This is a genomic window from Peptoniphilus rachelemmaiella, assembly GCF_943169845.1.
Classification (GTDB): Bacteria; Bacillota; Clostridia; order Tissierellales; family Peptoniphilaceae; genus Aedoeadaptatus; species Aedoeadaptatus rachelemmaiella.
This window is the reverse complement of record NZ_CALPBW010000011.1, coordinates 1-13919: the sequence shown is the minus strand read 5'-3', so window position 1 is coordinate 13919 and position 13919 is coordinate 1. Positions and strand designations below refer to the sequence as shown.

Sequence of the window (13919 nt, the reverse complement as noted above, 5' to 3'; positions counted from 1 at the left end):
TTATGCAGCTGACGATTTTGTATAAGCCCGGTTGCGGTGATCGCCCGTGGCTCATCAAGCGAGAGGGCGGGAGCTACGAGCAACACGCCCACATGCACACAAAAAAAGACGCTCTAAACGTCCGCCGGCTCGTGGATGCCGGGAAATATCCTTATTGTAAGGAATATAAAATCGCTGTGCAGCGGTTGCTCTCGGAGGAAGAGTTTAAGCGTTTACACAAAAAGCAAAGGTACTTTAATTCTCAAAAGGGCTTATCGGGTAATTCCCGGTAAGCCTCTTTTTTTGTTACAAACAAAAAGAGGAGCCGGAGCTCCCATTTTTGCGTTAGAACAGTCGCATATTGACTCATTTCAATCCGCAGGGGCCATGCCCCTGATCTCAATCGCATACAGACACTTTTCAATCCACAGGGGCATAGCCCCTGATCGCGATCGTATAAAAATATGTTTCAATCCGCAGGGCTCGCGCCCTGAATCACTGTCCTAAACTAATGTGTTTAAATCCACAGGTCTTAGACCTGACGAGACGAGACAATATGACAAACCCGCCTCGCTACGCTTTTAATATACTCGATTTTTTCAAAAAAGTCAAAAAAAAGTTTTAAAAAAGACTTGACTTGCCGCCAACTCTAGTATATAATAAAGACAAGAAATGAGGAAAGGGCAACGCCCAAGAGTTAAAAAAAAGGAGACACAATATGACAAAAAGAACCTTGACCAACTACGGAAAAATCTACTGGGACGAAAACGAAGAAAAAGGCGAAAAAGAACGCGTCTATCTCTCGACAGATTTATACGGTGGAAAAACTATAGCATTGAGTACATCATTTAAATGTAGATATGACCATGTAACAGTAGGATACGTTGATATCATAAAAGAATCATGGGTCAGTGATTGGGATACCACATATTGGGAAGATTTCACAGAATTAATATACGATTACCTTGTAAAAAATGGAATTGCAAAAATAGAAAAAGACGATGCATTCGCAAGATTCACAAAATAAACTTGGCGGGGCCTTCGGGCCCCTTCTAAAAAAAATCCACAGGAGGACATTATGAGAAAGATCATTAAAAATAAAGTTTACGACACCAACACCGCAACTTATATAAGCTCGTACTGCTACAAACCCGAAGATCGGTTATACGGCTACGATGAGGATTTGTACCGGAAGCGCACCGGCGAATACTTTTTATTCTGCGACGGCGGCCCCGGTAGCATATACAGCCGGGAATATGGCGACTCAAGCCGCGAAGGCTTGGCGATCATCAAGCCCTTGACCTACGACGAGGCCAAAGAGTGGGCGGAGGAATATCTCCCCGCCGAAACCTACGAAAATGAGTTTGGCGCGGTTGTGGAAGATGAGAGTGTGGTCAGAGTATACGCCTATATCCCCGCAGCGCTCAATGACAAGATCGAGATTGAGCGATCGAAGCAAGGCGTGGCTAAAAACGACGTCATCATCATGGCCTTGGAAAAGTACTTTAAAGAGAATGATTGATTATGGCAGACAAGCGTAAAGTGATTGTTGTTGATAGAGGGATTGACCTCAAGCCTAACGGCAGGTATAGAGTGAGGGCGACCAATGAAAAATCCAGAGCTGTGCACGTGGGAACGTATGACACACTGGAAGAAGCAATAAAAGCGCGAGACGAGGCAGAGTCTAAATACAAAAAGATCAAAAAAGATAGAAAAGATGAGCGTAGAAAAAAAGAGATTGAAAAACTTAAAAAAGAATTAGTCGGCAAAAAGTTTGGAAGGCTAACGATACTTGATGTCTATAAAGATGAGGATGACCCAAAAAAGAATGTATATAACTATAGACTTTTATGTAAATGCGACTGCGGTAACGAGATAAGACCAGTTATAACTGATGTAGTAGGCCCGCATGCAACGACGGTTTCGTGCGGGTGCAATAAGAAAGAAAAGAGCGTTGAAACAGTAAATTCTTATCTTTTTGATGGAACGCGCGTTACCGGACTTCAGAAAAAGTCATGGGGTAAAACCGGCGTGAAAGGTGTATATTTTCATCGCAACAAGTATACTGCGGAAATATCATTGCGCAAAAAAAGGAAATATTTAGGCGTTTTTGATACGCTAGAAGAAGCCGCTCAAGCGAGGAAAGAAGCGGAAAAAAAGTATTTTAATCCGGTAATCGAAGAATTTAATAAACAGGCAGTCCATAAAGTAGAGATCAAAGACGACGATAAAGATAAATAATAAAAGGCGGGTTATCCTTCCCGCCTTTCTAAGTGCAAAAAAAATCACGGGCGCACAAGTGCACCCGCCACAAAAACAAATGAGTTTTTCAATTCGCACTTATTATATCACAGTCCCCGCTTTTTCTCCCCGCTTTTTTAGCTGATAACGCCAGAGATGGCTATTTCTAGCCGTTTATAAGCGTCATCTCCACTGGTTCAAGTCCAGTACTGTCCACCAAATGACGCACCTGAAAGGGTGCGTTTTTTTATGCCCGAAAACTTTAGACAGAAAAAGGGGTGCTCCATGGGACCGACGGACTGCGGGAATTTTTTCCATAAGATGAATGAATCGTGATATAATATACATGTGAAATAATCAATTCGGCAAAGACTTTGATGAATATAGAAGGATGTACCTAATTGAAGAAGGAGTGACGACATGAAGAGACAATTAACAGCCCTACTGTTAGCCATGACTTTTGTTTTAGCCACAGTCTCCCCGACCTTGGCGGCCAAGCCGTCGGATGGATCGGCTAAACCTGCTACCGCATCATCAGAAAAGACGAAAAAAGAAACAGGCAAACTCTTCTTCAGTCTTCGTAGCGTCGGCGACGAGAAATTGGCCGGTGCAAAATTCGAAATCAAAAAAGACGGCGAGAAGTTGAAAGAAACGCTTGAAACAAAGAAAACGCCTTATGAATTGACGCGTGATAAGGGCATATATGAATTGACCGTAACCGATTTGCCGGAGGGCTATACTCTTGAGAATAAATCCATCAAGTTTGAAATCAAAGATGAGGGTAAACTGGAAGTCGACAAAGAATATCTGGATAAAGATAAAAAAGACGGCAACGAAACCCTGTTCTTAAAAGCGAAGCCCACTGAAAAGCAAATTTACTTCAGCCTGAAAGACAGTAGTGACAAAAATTTAACCGGGTCGGAGCTGCAAATTAAAGACAGCGAAGGCACTGTCGTGAAGAAATGGTTTAGCGAAGACGCCCTGAAAGGGATCGCCATAAAGGAATTTAAAGATGGCGTGTACGAATTTTCGCAAACCACCGTGCCCTACGGTCACGAAAAGGCGGAGCCCATTCGCTTTAAAGTTGAAAGCGATAAAGTTGTCGAGGCCACCTACGGGCTTACCGACGTAGATAGCCATCAAAAACTGACCCTTCTCAGCAAAAACGCCAAGCAGGTCGTTACATTCAGCCGAGTGGATACCTCGGGCAAGGCCCTTTTGGGAACCGAAATCGAAATCTACAAAGACGGCATCAAAATCGCTTCCTGGAAGAGCGGATCCGACAGCAACAAGCAGGAACTGGAACCGGGCGTCTATAAATACCACGAAGCCTCTGCCGCCATCGGCCACAAAGTCGTCAAAGACTTTGACTTTGAAGTAAAGGCAGACGGCACCGTCGCACTCAGCAAGGTTCAAGCCGGTGAAAACGTGAAGCTGAAAGAAGGCGACCTCATCGTCGTCGGCGAACCGTCAAATGCACCTGCGGCAAATCCAAACAAGAAACCGGCGGAAAAACCGGGACAAGGAAAGGCTAAACCGAGCACACAGGTACAAAACGTCTGGGTGGAATTCAGCGTTGCCAATAAAAGCGGCAGCGAACTCTCCGGCGCCACCGTGGAAATTCTCCAAAGCGGAAAATCCGTCGCAAGCTGGACGACTTCCACCGCAAGCTACAAGATTATGTTGCATCCGGGCAGCTACCGCTTCCACACGAAGACGGCGCCCCAAAGCTATCAACTGGCCCGCGACTTTAACTTCACAGTGAATCGAGACGGCAGCATCGCCCTGGGCAAGATCCAATCCGGCGATACCGTCGCCGCAAAAGACGGCAAGATCACCGTTTACGGCGTTCCCGTCACCGCCGCGCGCACGACCCAAGGCACCCAAGCAAACAAAGGCAAATTACCCAAGACCGGCGACGGCATCAGCCCCGTGGTTTACGGTGCAGGCCTGGCCGTTCTCGGTGCAGTGGTTCTCGCCATCGGCGTGAAAAAACAGAGAGAATCCGTCGATGAAGCCAAGTAAAAACAAAAACAGGCAAGGGAAATTCCTAATAATCCTGGGGATTTCCCTTCTCCTTATTGGGGCGGCAATTCCCGTGAAGGTCCATTTCAAAAATGTGCGCCAAAAAAAGGCCGCCATGGCCCTGGAAGAAGCGATGCAAAAGGCGGCGGAAAAAGAAAAAGCCGCAAAAGCCGCGCAGGCGGCAAAAAGCGCGCAAGGCGGGCAAGAGCCTGCCAAGGCCCCTCAGGAAGATGCCATCACCTACGAAAACGCCCTGGGCGTCATCCGCATCGATAAAATCGGCGTGGTGCTGCCCATCTTCGACAACACGAGCAAGAAAAATCTCCTCCTCGGCGCCGGCGTCGTGGACACCACGGATCCCCCGAGCAGGTCGAAAAACACCATCACTGTCTTGGCCGGCCACCGCGGCTCGGGCAAAGGGCTGGATTACTTTTTGCACATCGGCAAACTGGCGCCCGGCGACGAAATAAAAATCACCACCAGAAAACAGGTCCTCTACTACCAAGTGACCGGCGACGAAGTGGTGGAGCCCAACGACTGGAGCCGCTTCATTCGCGAAGAAGACAAAACCAAACTCTACCTCATGAGCTGCCATCCCTATCCGAAAAACAACAAACGCCTCTTGGTGAAATCGGAACTGGTGGGCATCCGAGATCTGTAAGGAATACAGCCACGGAGAATGCCTCTGTGGCTGTTTTGCGTGGGGAAGAAAAATAAAAGAGTTACACCATGGCCGGCGGCGTCTGCAGGCGCAAATAGAGCTTCGTCGTCGAAAAAGGCCATGTATAATGGATCGTAGGACGAGAAAGGAAAACAGATGACCGACTACAAGAGAGAAAAAGAAGCAGGGGATCGCTTCAGCCTCCACGACGCCCACATCGTCGACGTGGCATTTGATTACGAAAGCGGCAAGCTGCGCCTCGTGCCCCAATACGGCTTCGTGGACACCGCGGCCGATGCCATGGTGGATGGCGAGGTCATCGTCACCGGCGTGTCCCCGGAAGATTCCTATATTTATATCATGGAATACAAAAACGTCCTCACGGGCAATGTGGGCGGCTTCGTCGGCGAAAAAATGACCCTGGCGACCTTCCTCGACGCCTTCCATTCAAAATTCAAGGCCATGGACATCATGAGCACCTACCACGGCTACAAAAACTGCTTCATCACCGGCTTCTTGAGCCGCGGCGACGAAGACTTGGAAATCTACATGGATCTATTTTACCGCGGCGATTTCATCTATCGGGTAAGGGAGAAGTAAACATCCATCGGGAAAACCCGGTGGATTTTTTTGTGGGGTACGATCGTGGAAAAACGTATTCATCCTGTGATATGATAAAAGATCAAGGAAAGAGGAGAAATACCATGCTCACAGGCGAAACGCGCAACAGAATCGATGGGATTTGGACCACCCTTTGGACGGAAGGCTCCACCAATCCCTTAACCAATATCGAACAAATCACCTATTTGCTCTTTATGAAAAATCTGGACGAAATCGAATTGGCAAAAGAAGAAGATGGGGAGCTCCTCGGCATGAAAGTGGAGAGCATCTTTCCCGCCGACAAACAGCATTACCGTTGGAGTAAGTTCAAAAATTTGCCGGCACAAGAAATGTTTCGCCTCGTCAGCGAAGAAATCTTCCCCTTTATTCAGAAACTCCATGGCGACGAAGGAGACACAGCCTTTTCCCGTTACATGAAAGATGCCCGCTTTCTCATTTAAAGTATAAAATCAAAAAATGAATCGTTGGTGTGCTGCTTAGAGGAGTTATTACGAAAATAAATGCTGTAAATAATATATCAGTATAAAGGAGGAACTCACATGTCTAAGGTGAAAAAAGACACGATTGAAGCAAAGGGCTTTGCTATTCAGATTTATACTGAAGATTTTAAGAACGACTATATAAGTCTAACGGATATTGCAAGATATAAAAGTGATGAACCATTTATAGTTATTAATAACTGGTTAAGGGGCAAGGATAACATTCAATTTTTAGGTTTATGGGAATCAATGCATAATCCTGATTTTAAACCTATCGAATTCGATAGGTTAAAAAATGAAGCCGGTAGTAATGCATTTACACTATCACCAAAAAAATGGATTGAGAAGACAAGTGCAATAGGTATAGTTTCCAAGTCAGGACGATATGGAGGCACGTTTGCCCATAGCGATATAGCAATGGAATTTGCTTCCTGGATTTCACCGGAATTTAAGCTTTACATTATTCAAGATTATAAAAGACTTAAATCAGATGAAAATTCAAGATTGTCACTGGGGTGGAATCTTAATCGGGAAATTTCAAAAATAAACTATAAAATTCATACGGATGCAATTAAAGAGTATATTTTAAAGGATCTTACCAATGAACAGTTATCTTATAAATACGCAAGCGAAGCAGATATGCTCAATGTGGCTTTATTTAATAAAAGAGCCAAACAGTGGCGTGAAGAAAATCCAGGTTTAAAAGGTAATATGAGAGATTATGCAAGTCTGAAGGAGTTATTAGTGCTTGCAAATATGGAAAGTTATAATGCAGTCCTTATTGGTAAAGGCATGAATCAAAAAGAAAGAATGGTTGAACTTAGAAAACTTGCCATAACACAATTGAGATCACTTGAAAAAATTGGTGATAGTGGTATTAAAAAACTAAAGGAGAAGAAATGAGGTGGAATAAAATTGGGAAATCTATCACAAATCAGAAGAGATGAAATGCTTGAATACCTAAATCATCTAAAAGAAATTCATACAGATGATGAAAGTAGGATTGCACATGGCAAGATTGAAACATCCCTAACTGAGAAAAACATGGATTAGTTTGGGAGAACACGAAGAAGAAGTAAATAAAGGTAAAAGAGAAAAATTATGGTTTTTCTGGTGGAGGTAATTCATGGACTTTGAATTTATTATGTATCATTTTTTAAGTGGATGTATTCCTGTATTTTTAGCAGTAGCTATCTATTTTGCTATTTTATTATTTAGTGGGAAAAAACAAACAAAAGGACATATAATTTTATCCTTTGTTTTCTGCTTTTATCTCACAGGAATATTGGCGGCGACGGGTATTGCTATCAAAGGCTCATTTTTCCCAAGAATTGTTTATATTCCTTTTGTGGAAATGATTACAGGGCCAATAGAAACGTTTTTAAATGTAATTTTATTTATACCATTGGGCTTTTTTATGCCATTTCTATATAAAAAATATAATAGATTAGCAAATATAGTTTTAGCTGGATTTCTTATATCCTTATCTATTGAGTTTGTTCAGATGTTTGATATGGGAACAACAGATATAAATGACTTGATAGCAAATACTCTTGGCACGTGTTTGGGATTTGGCATTTATAAATCATTTAACAAAGCTGTTCCAAAATCTTGGATTAATCAGACTCAAGTTGATGGTGTTCAATGCTATTATGAACTGTTATTTTTTTGGATAGGCACATTAGTAATCATGCTCACTGTTCAGACATATATTTTTAACATATTATTTGCTACAAAGTTTTAATTAGCGGTTAGATGTAGGAGCGGTAATAACAACTACTAAAACCTTCTTAAGACACTTGCTATTTACCCAATTTCGCCGCAACTAATTGAATTATGGGGGCTTAACATAAAGTCGGAAAAGTCCTTAAAAAGTAAGACCAATTACTACACCTTTGTTTTTATTAAGGACAGTGGAACTTGGTCTTTTTGTCTCTGATTTATCCCTACTAACAATTGGACTTGTAAATGATATGTTCACAGAAAAGAATAACGATGAATACAAATACAAAGAAGTAGCTACGCAAGAAGACTTTGATAAATTTTAGATGCTATAATATTTGTATTAGCATTATCGGGTATAATTTAATAAATCCTTGTACAATTTAAATGAAAGGTGGTGAGAATATGGATATAATGAGATCTTTTAACTTAGCAATAGACTACATTGAAGATAACTTAACTGATGAACTCGATGAAAAAGAAATAACACGGATAACAGGATATTCATTTCCAATGTTTTCAAGAATATTTTCAATCGTATCAGGATATTCATTATCTGAGTATATAAGGTTAAGAAAGATGACAAATGCTGCAATTGATTTAAAAAAATCAGATAAAAGAATTATAGATATCGCAATAAAATATGGTTATAATTCTCAGGATTCTTTTGCTTTAGCTTTTAAAAGTTTTCATAAGCTGACTCCAGGTCAAGTAAAAAAAGGAGCAAAATATCAATATTTTCCAAGAATCTACTTTTCTATTTCAGTTCAAGGAGGAAATCAAATGGATATTAAAATTGAGAAAAAGAAAGCGTTTAAAGTAGCTGGTATTAAATCAGATGTAACTAAGAGTTCAAATTTCCCAAAAGTTTGGGATAGACTAGTTGAAAAAGTGCCAAGAGAAAATTTTGAAGAGTTTGGTAATGGTCAAATCTTTGGCGTAGGATATGACTATATAATGGATGAAGAAGATTCATTTATATACTTAGCTGGTTTTGATTTGACGGATGAGGTAAAAGCTGAGAAGTTAGGTTTGGATATACTCAGTATTCCTGAAAAAGAGTATGCTATTGTAAGCTTACAAGGACCTATACCAAAGTGCATTCACGAAGGTTGGAAGTATATTATTTCATATTTCTTCCCTAAAGAAGGATATAGACATGATGAAAGTCCCGATTTTGAAGTATATGGAGATGGAGACCCTAATTCAGAAGATTATCAAATGGAATTATGGATCCCTATAGTAAAAGAATAATACAAATTTGTTTAAAAGCATCTAGAAATTGCACTGCCCCCCAAAAGTTGGACCAAGAAATCCAACCTTTGGGGGTCAGTGCATAGCGGTGCCTTTTTCCTTGGGAACAATACCTTTACAATGTGGGTGCTTCGTCTAAGAATGGCGAGGGAGAGCTGCGTTATTTTCTCCGGCGGGTATAATGAAGGAAAGAGAGTATGGTTGTGCAAGTATTTGGAGGCGCTATGAAGGTTTTTAAAAACATGATTCCATATCTCGCGGGAATCGTTGCGGTATTTTATCTTTTGCCCCTTGTCATGCGGAACACGGTGGGGGCGATGATGGTCTTGCTTTTCGCCATGCCCGTCCTGTGCCTCGCCATTTCGATTGTTTACGGCAGGATGCGTGGCTTTCACCTGCTTTATCCTGTGGCGGTGAGTTTGTGTTTCTTGCCGTCCGTTTGGATTTTTTACAATGAATCGGCCCTGATTTACGTGGCGATTTACGGCGCCTTGGCCCTTTTGGGAAGTTTTTTGGGAGGCTTGCGATGAAATTAAGCGTTAAAAAGATTGTCCTCACCATTTTTGTTTTCCTTGTTCTTGCGGTGGTGAACGCGATCTTCGGCAATCCTGTTTCGAAGGCGCTGGCGGAGCGGGGAGCGGACAAGGTGATCGCTGAAAAGTACGGCGATTTGGATTTATCCCGCGAAAAGGCGGTTTATAATTTTAAGATCCCCGAGTACGTGGTGCATTTGCAAGACAAGAACAGCGAGGATTCGGCCTTTGAATTGTGTTTCGATGCCCTCGGTCGCCTTCGGGAGGATACTTACAAGTGGCGCATCAACAACACGATGATGCGCTTTGACGCTGCCCTTCGCGAGCACGGCCACGATCTGGAGAAGGTCTACGACTTTCCCTATGTAATAACATTGTCTTATTGGGACAAGGTGGATCCCACGGAGTATTTGACGGTGGATCAGCCCGTGGACATGAAGCATCTGCCCTTTAAACTGCAAGTGGATATCGAGGGCGTGGGCGACGAGGTCACGGCGAAAGAGGCCATGGCCGTGTTGCAACGGGCGCAGGGAATCATGGATGCCGAGGGCCTGAATGTGACCGCCTATGCCATCGACCTCACTTCGGAAAAGAGAGTGAACGAAAAGGGCGAGGTACAAAAGCCGAAGGATGAATTTTTCGCAATGGAGATACCGCAAACGATGGTGCGGGAAGGAGACGTAAAGGCCCTGGAAGAATTGTCGCAGAAACAAATGACGGAAGGGAAGGACTGAGGCCATGTGGTTCGTGTTCGGCATGGGTGCCGCAGCGTTCGCCTTTTTAAATTTACGGAAGCCCGGAGAAAAACGGGAAGTCTTTCGCTGGGCGAGTTTGTCCCTCACGGCCCTTGCCCTCTGCGCCTTTTACGCTGACGGCGCCGCCCGAGTGGCGGGCGGTGATTGGGTCGGGCTCATGGACACCCCACCTTGAGTCGCGCCTTGTGGGTTTTGACTGCGGCTTCCATTCTTATAAACGGTGTCGATCTTTTTAATGCATCGCGAAAGTAAATGGATAAAAGGAAATACAAGCAATAAAGAAGGCGCCGAGAGTCGGCGCCTTTTTGCGTGTTGTTTAATTCATTTTAACCAGTTCTTTTTGAATCCACTTTTCCGCCACGTAGGCGATCTTTTTTTATAGATTTTCCAGAGCTTGCTCGATATCGGCGATAATGTCTTCCTTGTCTTCGATGCCTACGCTCATGCGAATGAGGTCGGCGCTGACGCCGGCGGCGAGGAGTTCCTCGTCGTTCATTTGGCGATGGGTGGTGCTCGCCGGGTGGAGGACACAGGTGCGGGAATCGGCCACGTGGGTGACGACGGCGGCGAGTTTTAAGCTATCCATAAACTTCGTAGCGGCTTCGCGCCCGCCTTTGATGCCGAAGGAGATGACGCCGCAGGAACCGTCGGGAAGGTATTTCTTCGCCAGCTCGTGTTGGCTGTCGTCTTCCAATGCGGAGAAATTAACCCAGGCGATTTTGTCGTGGCCTTTTAAATACTTGGCCACGGCGTGGGCGTTTTCGAAATGGCGTGGCATTCTCAAATGCAGGGTTTCCAAGCCCAGTCCCAAGTAGAAAGAATTTTGCGGCGAGGGAATGCTTCCGAGATCGCGCATAATCGTCGTGGTCATTTTTGTAATATAGGCCGCCTTGCCGAAGGTTTCCGCAAAGGTAATGCCGTGATAGGTTTCGTCCGGTTCGGTAAGTTGGGGATATTTTTCTTTGTGGGCTGTCCAATCGAAGTTTCCGGAGTCGATGACGGCGCCGCCGACGGAGTTGGCGAATCCGTTCATGTATTTCGTCGTGGAATGGGTGACGATATCGGCGCCGTATTCGAAGGGGCGGAGGAAGATGGGCGTGGGGAAGGTGTTGTCTACGATGAGGGGCACGCCGTGGGCGTGAGCCGCTTCGGCGAAGGTTTCGATATCCAAAATCTTCAGGGCGGGGTTGGCCAGGCTCTCTCCGTAGACCGCCTTCGTATTGGGGCGGAAGGCGCGGTCTAATTCTTCTCGCGTCGCTGCCGGATCCACGAAGGTGGATTCGATGCCCATGTCCTTCATGGTGTGGGCGATGAGGTTGTAGCTGCCGCCGTAAATGGCGGAGGATGCCACCACGTGATCCCCGGCTTTTAAAATATTAATCAGTGCATAGAAATTTGCCGCCTGACCGGAAGAGGTGAGGATGCCACATGCGCCGCCTTCCAAGGCCGTGATCTTCGCCGCCACGGCGTCGTTGGTGGGATTGGCCAGTCGGGAATAGAAATAGCCCGATTCCTTCAAGTCGAAGAGATCGCCCATTTGTTTCGATGAATCATATTTAAATGTTGTCGATTGTACGATGGGCACCACGCGAGGTTCGCCGTTTTGGGGATCGTATCCCGCTTGTACACATAAAGTTCCGAGTCCTTGTTTTGTCATAATATCCTCCTTAAATTTCATTTTTCACAGCGGAAGGGACGGCGGCATTTGTCGTACCTTTCGCAAGTTCATAGATTAAGCCGAGTACGAAGCCCGTAACGGCCGGTAAGAGCCACGCGAAGCCCGCTCCCGAAAGGGGAATGGCATCGACGGCGGCCTTTAATAGGGGAAGGCCCGTAAAGGCGGTGATTGCTTCCAGTAAACTGACCACCAGGGTGAAGACCATGGCGACGCGGAAGGCGAGGGCGTGATTTTCCAGGGGCTTGTAGAAAACGCCGAGGATCATGAGCATGATCACGCTGGGGTAAACCATGAGGTAAATGGGCGTCGCCAAGAAGACGATTTTTTCCACGCCCAGTAAGGTAATGCCCGCGCCGATGCAGGAAAATAATATCGCCGCCTGTTTATGGGAGAGTTTCCCCTTCGTAAATTCGTGAAAGAAATTGGCGATGGATGTAATTTGCCCGATGGCCGTGGTCAAGCAGGCGAGAACGACGGCGATGCTCAATAAGGCCAGTCCTTTTTCGCCTAAAATGGCGCGGACGATAGCGAGCAGTAGGGCGGCGTGATCGATGTCCGCCGGATACTGTCCGCTTAATTTTGCGCCGAAATAGAGGAGACCGACGTAAATGACGAAGAACAGGCCGAAGGTAATGATGCCGGCCTTGGCGACGATGGTGTTTCGCTCCGCATCCCTTGCGTAGCCTCTTCGCACAATGTCGCCTATAAAGACCGTGCCGATTAAAAAGCTTACCAGTAAATCGCCCGTTTGGTAGCCGCCCAAGAAAGAATTTAAAAGGACATTGTCCGCTTGAGGCGCGGCCGGGACGGCATCGATGGGAAAGAGCACGCCTTTAATCACGATAATAAATAAGATTGCCACGAGGGCCGGCGTGAGATACCGGGCGACTTTGTCGATCATGGCGCTTAAGTCCAGGGCGAAGTAAAGGGCGATGCCGAAATAAAAGAGGGCGAATACCGCCATGGGCACCTTCGGGAACAACGCATGAACGCCGAGCTCGTAGGCCACGGCGCCGGTTCTCGGCACGGAAATGTGGCCGGCGAAGAGCATAATCAAGAGCAATAAGTATTTAGAAAATTCCGGGTGGATGTTTTTCGTAAGGGCCTCCACCGAACCGGCCCGCGAAATAACGTACAGGGCGACGATGGGCATTAAGACGGCCGAAATCATAAGCCCTACGGCGCCTAAGCTCCATTGATCTCCCGATACGAGGCCCAGGGCGCCGGGGAAAATTAAATTGCCCGCCCCGAAATAAGAGGCAAAGAGCGCTAAGCCGATGTAAAGTGTGTCTCGTTTTTTCTGTTTCATGTCTTTCTCCTTTTTTCTTCTGTTATTTGCGAGAAAATAAAAAAAGCTTCCGCCCCAAAAGGACGAAAGCAAAATGCTCGTGTTACCACCTTTTTTCATTATTTTATCGCTAAAATAACCTTACAGAGTACTATCATACCCGTGACGCTATAACAGGCGTACCTGTCGCAGCCTAAACCGAAGTCTCGGTGCGAACACTCCAAGGCCATGTTCCAAAACTTCCATGCCGATTTCTCTCACCAAATGAAATCTCTCTGTAAGCACTTCCCTTTTGTACTCTCCTCTTCAACGTTATGAATGGAATTATAGGCAAAGCGAGATGAGGAGTCAAGGGATATTTTAAAAAATATAAAATACATGAAGCGTACGGGTTTTACCCTTATGGGAAAACGCGGTGCGCTTGAGGTATGCGGCTGCCGTAAAATGACGCGATGGGGCTTCGAGTCCGCGCCTATAACAGGATATGCAATAACCATCCCCCGGTTAGACCGGGGGTTCCGTTTAGCTTTAGCGATAATTGCCCGTTATTTCCAGAGTGATATGATGAGAGAGGTCTGCCAACCAATCACAATCAGGAGGAAATAATGACATCACTAAATCACACCCATAGTTTATCACACACAAAATGGAATTGTAAGTATCACGTAGTGTTTGCTCCGAAA

16 protein-coding genes, 1 pseudogene and 1 other annotated feature are annotated in these 13919 nt (G+C 45.2%); of the genes and pseudogenes, 15 read left to right on the top strand and 2 right to left on the bottom strand.

What is annotated here, in order from left to right; translation table 11 throughout:
• Positions 1-2 precede the first annotated feature (2 nt).
• The 14 genes from KO087_RS05825 (at position 3) to KO087_RS05760 (ending at position 10445) form a co-directional block, all read left to right on the top strand.
• Positions 3-272 carry a hypothetical protein gene (locus tag KO087_RS05825; protein WP_215508360.1) on the top strand — a complete coding sequence of 90 codons (270 nt, stop codon included), beginning with the start codon at positions 3-5 and terminating at the stop codon, positions 270-272.
• Positions 273-697: 425 nt separating this feature from the next.
• Positions 698-1006, top strand: a complete 309-nt coding sequence (locus tag KO087_RS05820; protein ID WP_215508359.1) for a hypothetical protein — start codon at positions 698-700, stop codon at positions 1004-1006.
• Positions 1007-1057: 51 nt separating this feature from the next.
• Positions 1058-1501, top strand: coding sequence for a hypothetical protein (locus KO087_RS05815; protein WP_215508358.1), 444 nt, complete (start codon positions 1058-1060; stop codon positions 1499-1501).
• 2 nt (positions 1502-1503) lie between these two features.
• Entirely contained in the window at positions 1504-2220 is a 717-nt protein-coding gene (locus KO087_RS05810) for an AP2/ERF family transcription factor (RefSeq protein ID WP_215508357.1), read from the top strand.
• 420 nt (positions 2221-2640) lie between these two features.
• Entirely contained in the window at positions 2641-4245 is a 1605-nt protein-coding gene (locus KO087_RS05805) for an MSCRAMM family protein (RefSeq protein ID WP_215508356.1), read from the top strand.
• The gene (locus KO087_RS05800; protein WP_251374936.1) at positions 4232-4906 is read left to right on the top strand and encodes a class C sortase; all 675 of its coding nucleotides are present in this window, start codon (positions 4232-4234) and stop codon (positions 4904-4906) included. Before KO087_RS05805 ends, KO087_RS05800 begins: the two co-directional genes overlap by 14 nt.
• A gap of 156 nt (positions 4907-5062) precedes the next feature.
• Entirely contained in the window at positions 5063-5506 is a 444-nt protein-coding gene (locus KO087_RS05795) for a hypothetical protein (RefSeq protein WP_215508355.1), read from the top strand.
• 71 nt (positions 5507-5577) lie between these two features.
• A complete protein-coding gene (locus tag KO087_RS05790) occupies positions 5578-5967 on the top strand; it encodes a type I restriction-modification system subunit M N-terminal domain-containing protein (protein WP_215508354.1) in 390 nt (129 codons plus the stop codon).
• Positions 5968-6066: 99 nt separating this feature from the next.
• A complete protein-coding gene (locus KO087_RS05785; protein ID WP_215508353.1) occupies positions 6067-6909 on the top strand; it encodes a KilA-N domain-containing protein in 843 nt (280 codons plus the stop codon).
• Positions 6910-7132: 223 nt separating this feature from the next.
• Positions 7133-7750, top strand: coding sequence for a VanZ family protein (locus KO087_RS05780; RefSeq protein ID WP_215508352.1), 618 nt, complete (start codon positions 7133-7135; stop codon positions 7748-7750).
• Positions 7751-8133: 383 nt separating this feature from the next.
• Positions 8134-8982, top strand: a complete 849-nt coding sequence (locus KO087_RS05775; protein WP_215508351.1) for an AraC family transcriptional regulator — start codon at positions 8134-8136, stop codon at positions 8980-8982.
• A gap of 224 nt (positions 8983-9206) precedes the next feature.
• Positions 9207-9512 carry a DUF2651 family protein gene (locus tag KO087_RS05770; RefSeq protein WP_215508350.1) on the top strand — a complete coding sequence of 102 codons (306 nt, stop codon included), beginning with the start codon at positions 9207-9209 and terminating at the stop codon, positions 9510-9512.
• On the top strand, positions 9509-10249 hold the full coding sequence (locus KO087_RS05765) for a YfjL-like protein (protein ID WP_215508349.1): 741 nt from the start codon (positions 9509-9511) through the stop codon (positions 10247-10249). Before KO087_RS05770 ends, KO087_RS05765 begins: the two co-directional genes overlap by 4 nt.
• A gap of 4 nt (positions 10250-10253) precedes the next feature.
• Entirely contained in the window at positions 10254-10445 is a 192-nt protein-coding gene (locus tag KO087_RS05760) for a hypothetical protein (protein WP_251374934.1), read from the top strand.
• A 201-nt stretch (positions 10446-10646) separates the two neighbouring features.
• On the opposite strand, the gene KO087_RS05755 is transcribed toward KO087_RS05760, so the two are convergent.
• Both KO087_RS05755 and brnQ read right to left on the bottom strand, forming a co-directional pair.
• On the bottom strand, positions 10647-11927 hold the full coding sequence (locus KO087_RS05755; RefSeq protein WP_215508348.1) for an O-acetylhomoserine aminocarboxypropyltransferase/cysteine synthase family protein: 1281 nt from the start codon (positions 11925-11927) through the stop codon (positions 10647-10649).
• A 10-nt stretch (positions 11928-11937) separates the two neighbouring features.
• Entirely contained in the window at positions 11938-13257 is a 1320-nt protein-coding gene (gene brnQ / locus KO087_RS05750) for a branched-chain amino acid transport system II carrier protein (RefSeq protein WP_215508347.1), read from the bottom strand.
• Between the two features lie 55 nt (positions 13258-13312).
• Positions 13313-13555: a binding site (T-box leader), on the bottom strand.
• A gap of 286 nt (positions 13556-13841) precedes the next feature.
• On the opposite strand from brnQ, the pseudogene KO087_RS09635 reads away from it, so the two are divergent.
• Positions 13842-13919, top strand: a pseudogene (locus tag KO087_RS09635) (IS200/IS605 family transposase); the annotation flags it as partial.

Excerpts from the sequence above, each read along its gene's own strand:
- KO087_RS05760 (WP_251374934.1), top strand. The coding sequence starts at position 10,254 with ATGTGGTTCGTGTTCGGCATGGGTGCCGCAGCGTTCGCCTTTTTAAAT.
- KO087_RS05780 (WP_215508352.1), top strand. The coding sequence starts at position 7,133 with ATGGACTTTGAATTTATTATGTATCATTTTTTAAGTGGATGTATTCCT.
- KO087_RS05825 (WP_215508360.1), top strand. The coding sequence starts at position 3 with ATGCAGCTGACGATTTTGTATAAGCCCGGTTGCGGTGATCGCCCGTGG.
- KO087_RS05800 (WP_251374936.1), top strand. The coding sequence starts at position 4,232 with ATGAAGCCAAGTAAAAACAAAAACAGGCAAGGGAAATTCCTAATAATC.
- KO087_RS05820 (WP_215508359.1), top strand. The coding sequence starts at position 698 with ATGACAAAAAGAACCTTGACCAACTACGGAAAAATCTACTGGGACGAA.
- KO087_RS05755 (WP_215508348.1), bottom strand. The coding sequence starts at position 11,927 with ATGACAAAACAAGGACTCGGAACTTTATGTGTACAAGCGGGATACGAT.
- KO087_RS05765 (WP_215508349.1), top strand. The coding sequence starts at position 9,509 with ATGAAATTAAGCGTTAAAAAGATTGTCCTCACCATTTTTGTTTTCCTT.
- KO087_RS05775 (WP_215508351.1), top strand. The coding sequence starts at position 8,134 with ATGGATATAATGAGATCTTTTAACTTAGCAATAGACTACATTGAAGAT.
- KO087_RS05790 (WP_215508354.1), top strand. The coding sequence starts at position 5,578 with ATGATAAAAGATCAAGGAAAGAGGAGAAATACCATGCTCACAGGCGAA.
- KO087_RS05785 (WP_215508353.1), top strand. The coding sequence starts at position 6,067 with ATGTCTAAGGTGAAAAAAGACACGATTGAAGCAAAGGGCTTTGCTATT.
- KO087_RS05795 (WP_215508355.1), top strand. The coding sequence starts at position 5,063 with ATGACCGACTACAAGAGAGAAAAAGAAGCAGGGGATCGCTTCAGCCTC.
- KO087_RS05810 (WP_215508357.1), top strand. The coding sequence starts at position 1,504 with ATGGCAGACAAGCGTAAAGTGATTGTTGTTGATAGAGGGATTGACCTC.
- KO087_RS05815 (WP_215508358.1), top strand. The coding sequence starts at position 1,058 with ATGAGAAAGATCATTAAAAATAAAGTTTACGACACCAACACCGCAACT.
- brnQ (WP_215508347.1), bottom strand. The coding sequence starts at position 13,257 with ATGAAACAGAAAAAACGAGACACACTTTACATCGGCTTAGCGCTCTTT.
- KO087_RS05805 (WP_215508356.1), top strand. The coding sequence starts at position 2,641 with ATGAAGAGACAATTAACAGCCCTACTGTTAGCCATGACTTTTGTTTTA.
- KO087_RS05770 (WP_215508350.1), top strand. The coding sequence starts at position 9,207 with ATGAAGGTTTTTAAAAACATGATTCCATATCTCGCGGGAATCGTTGCG.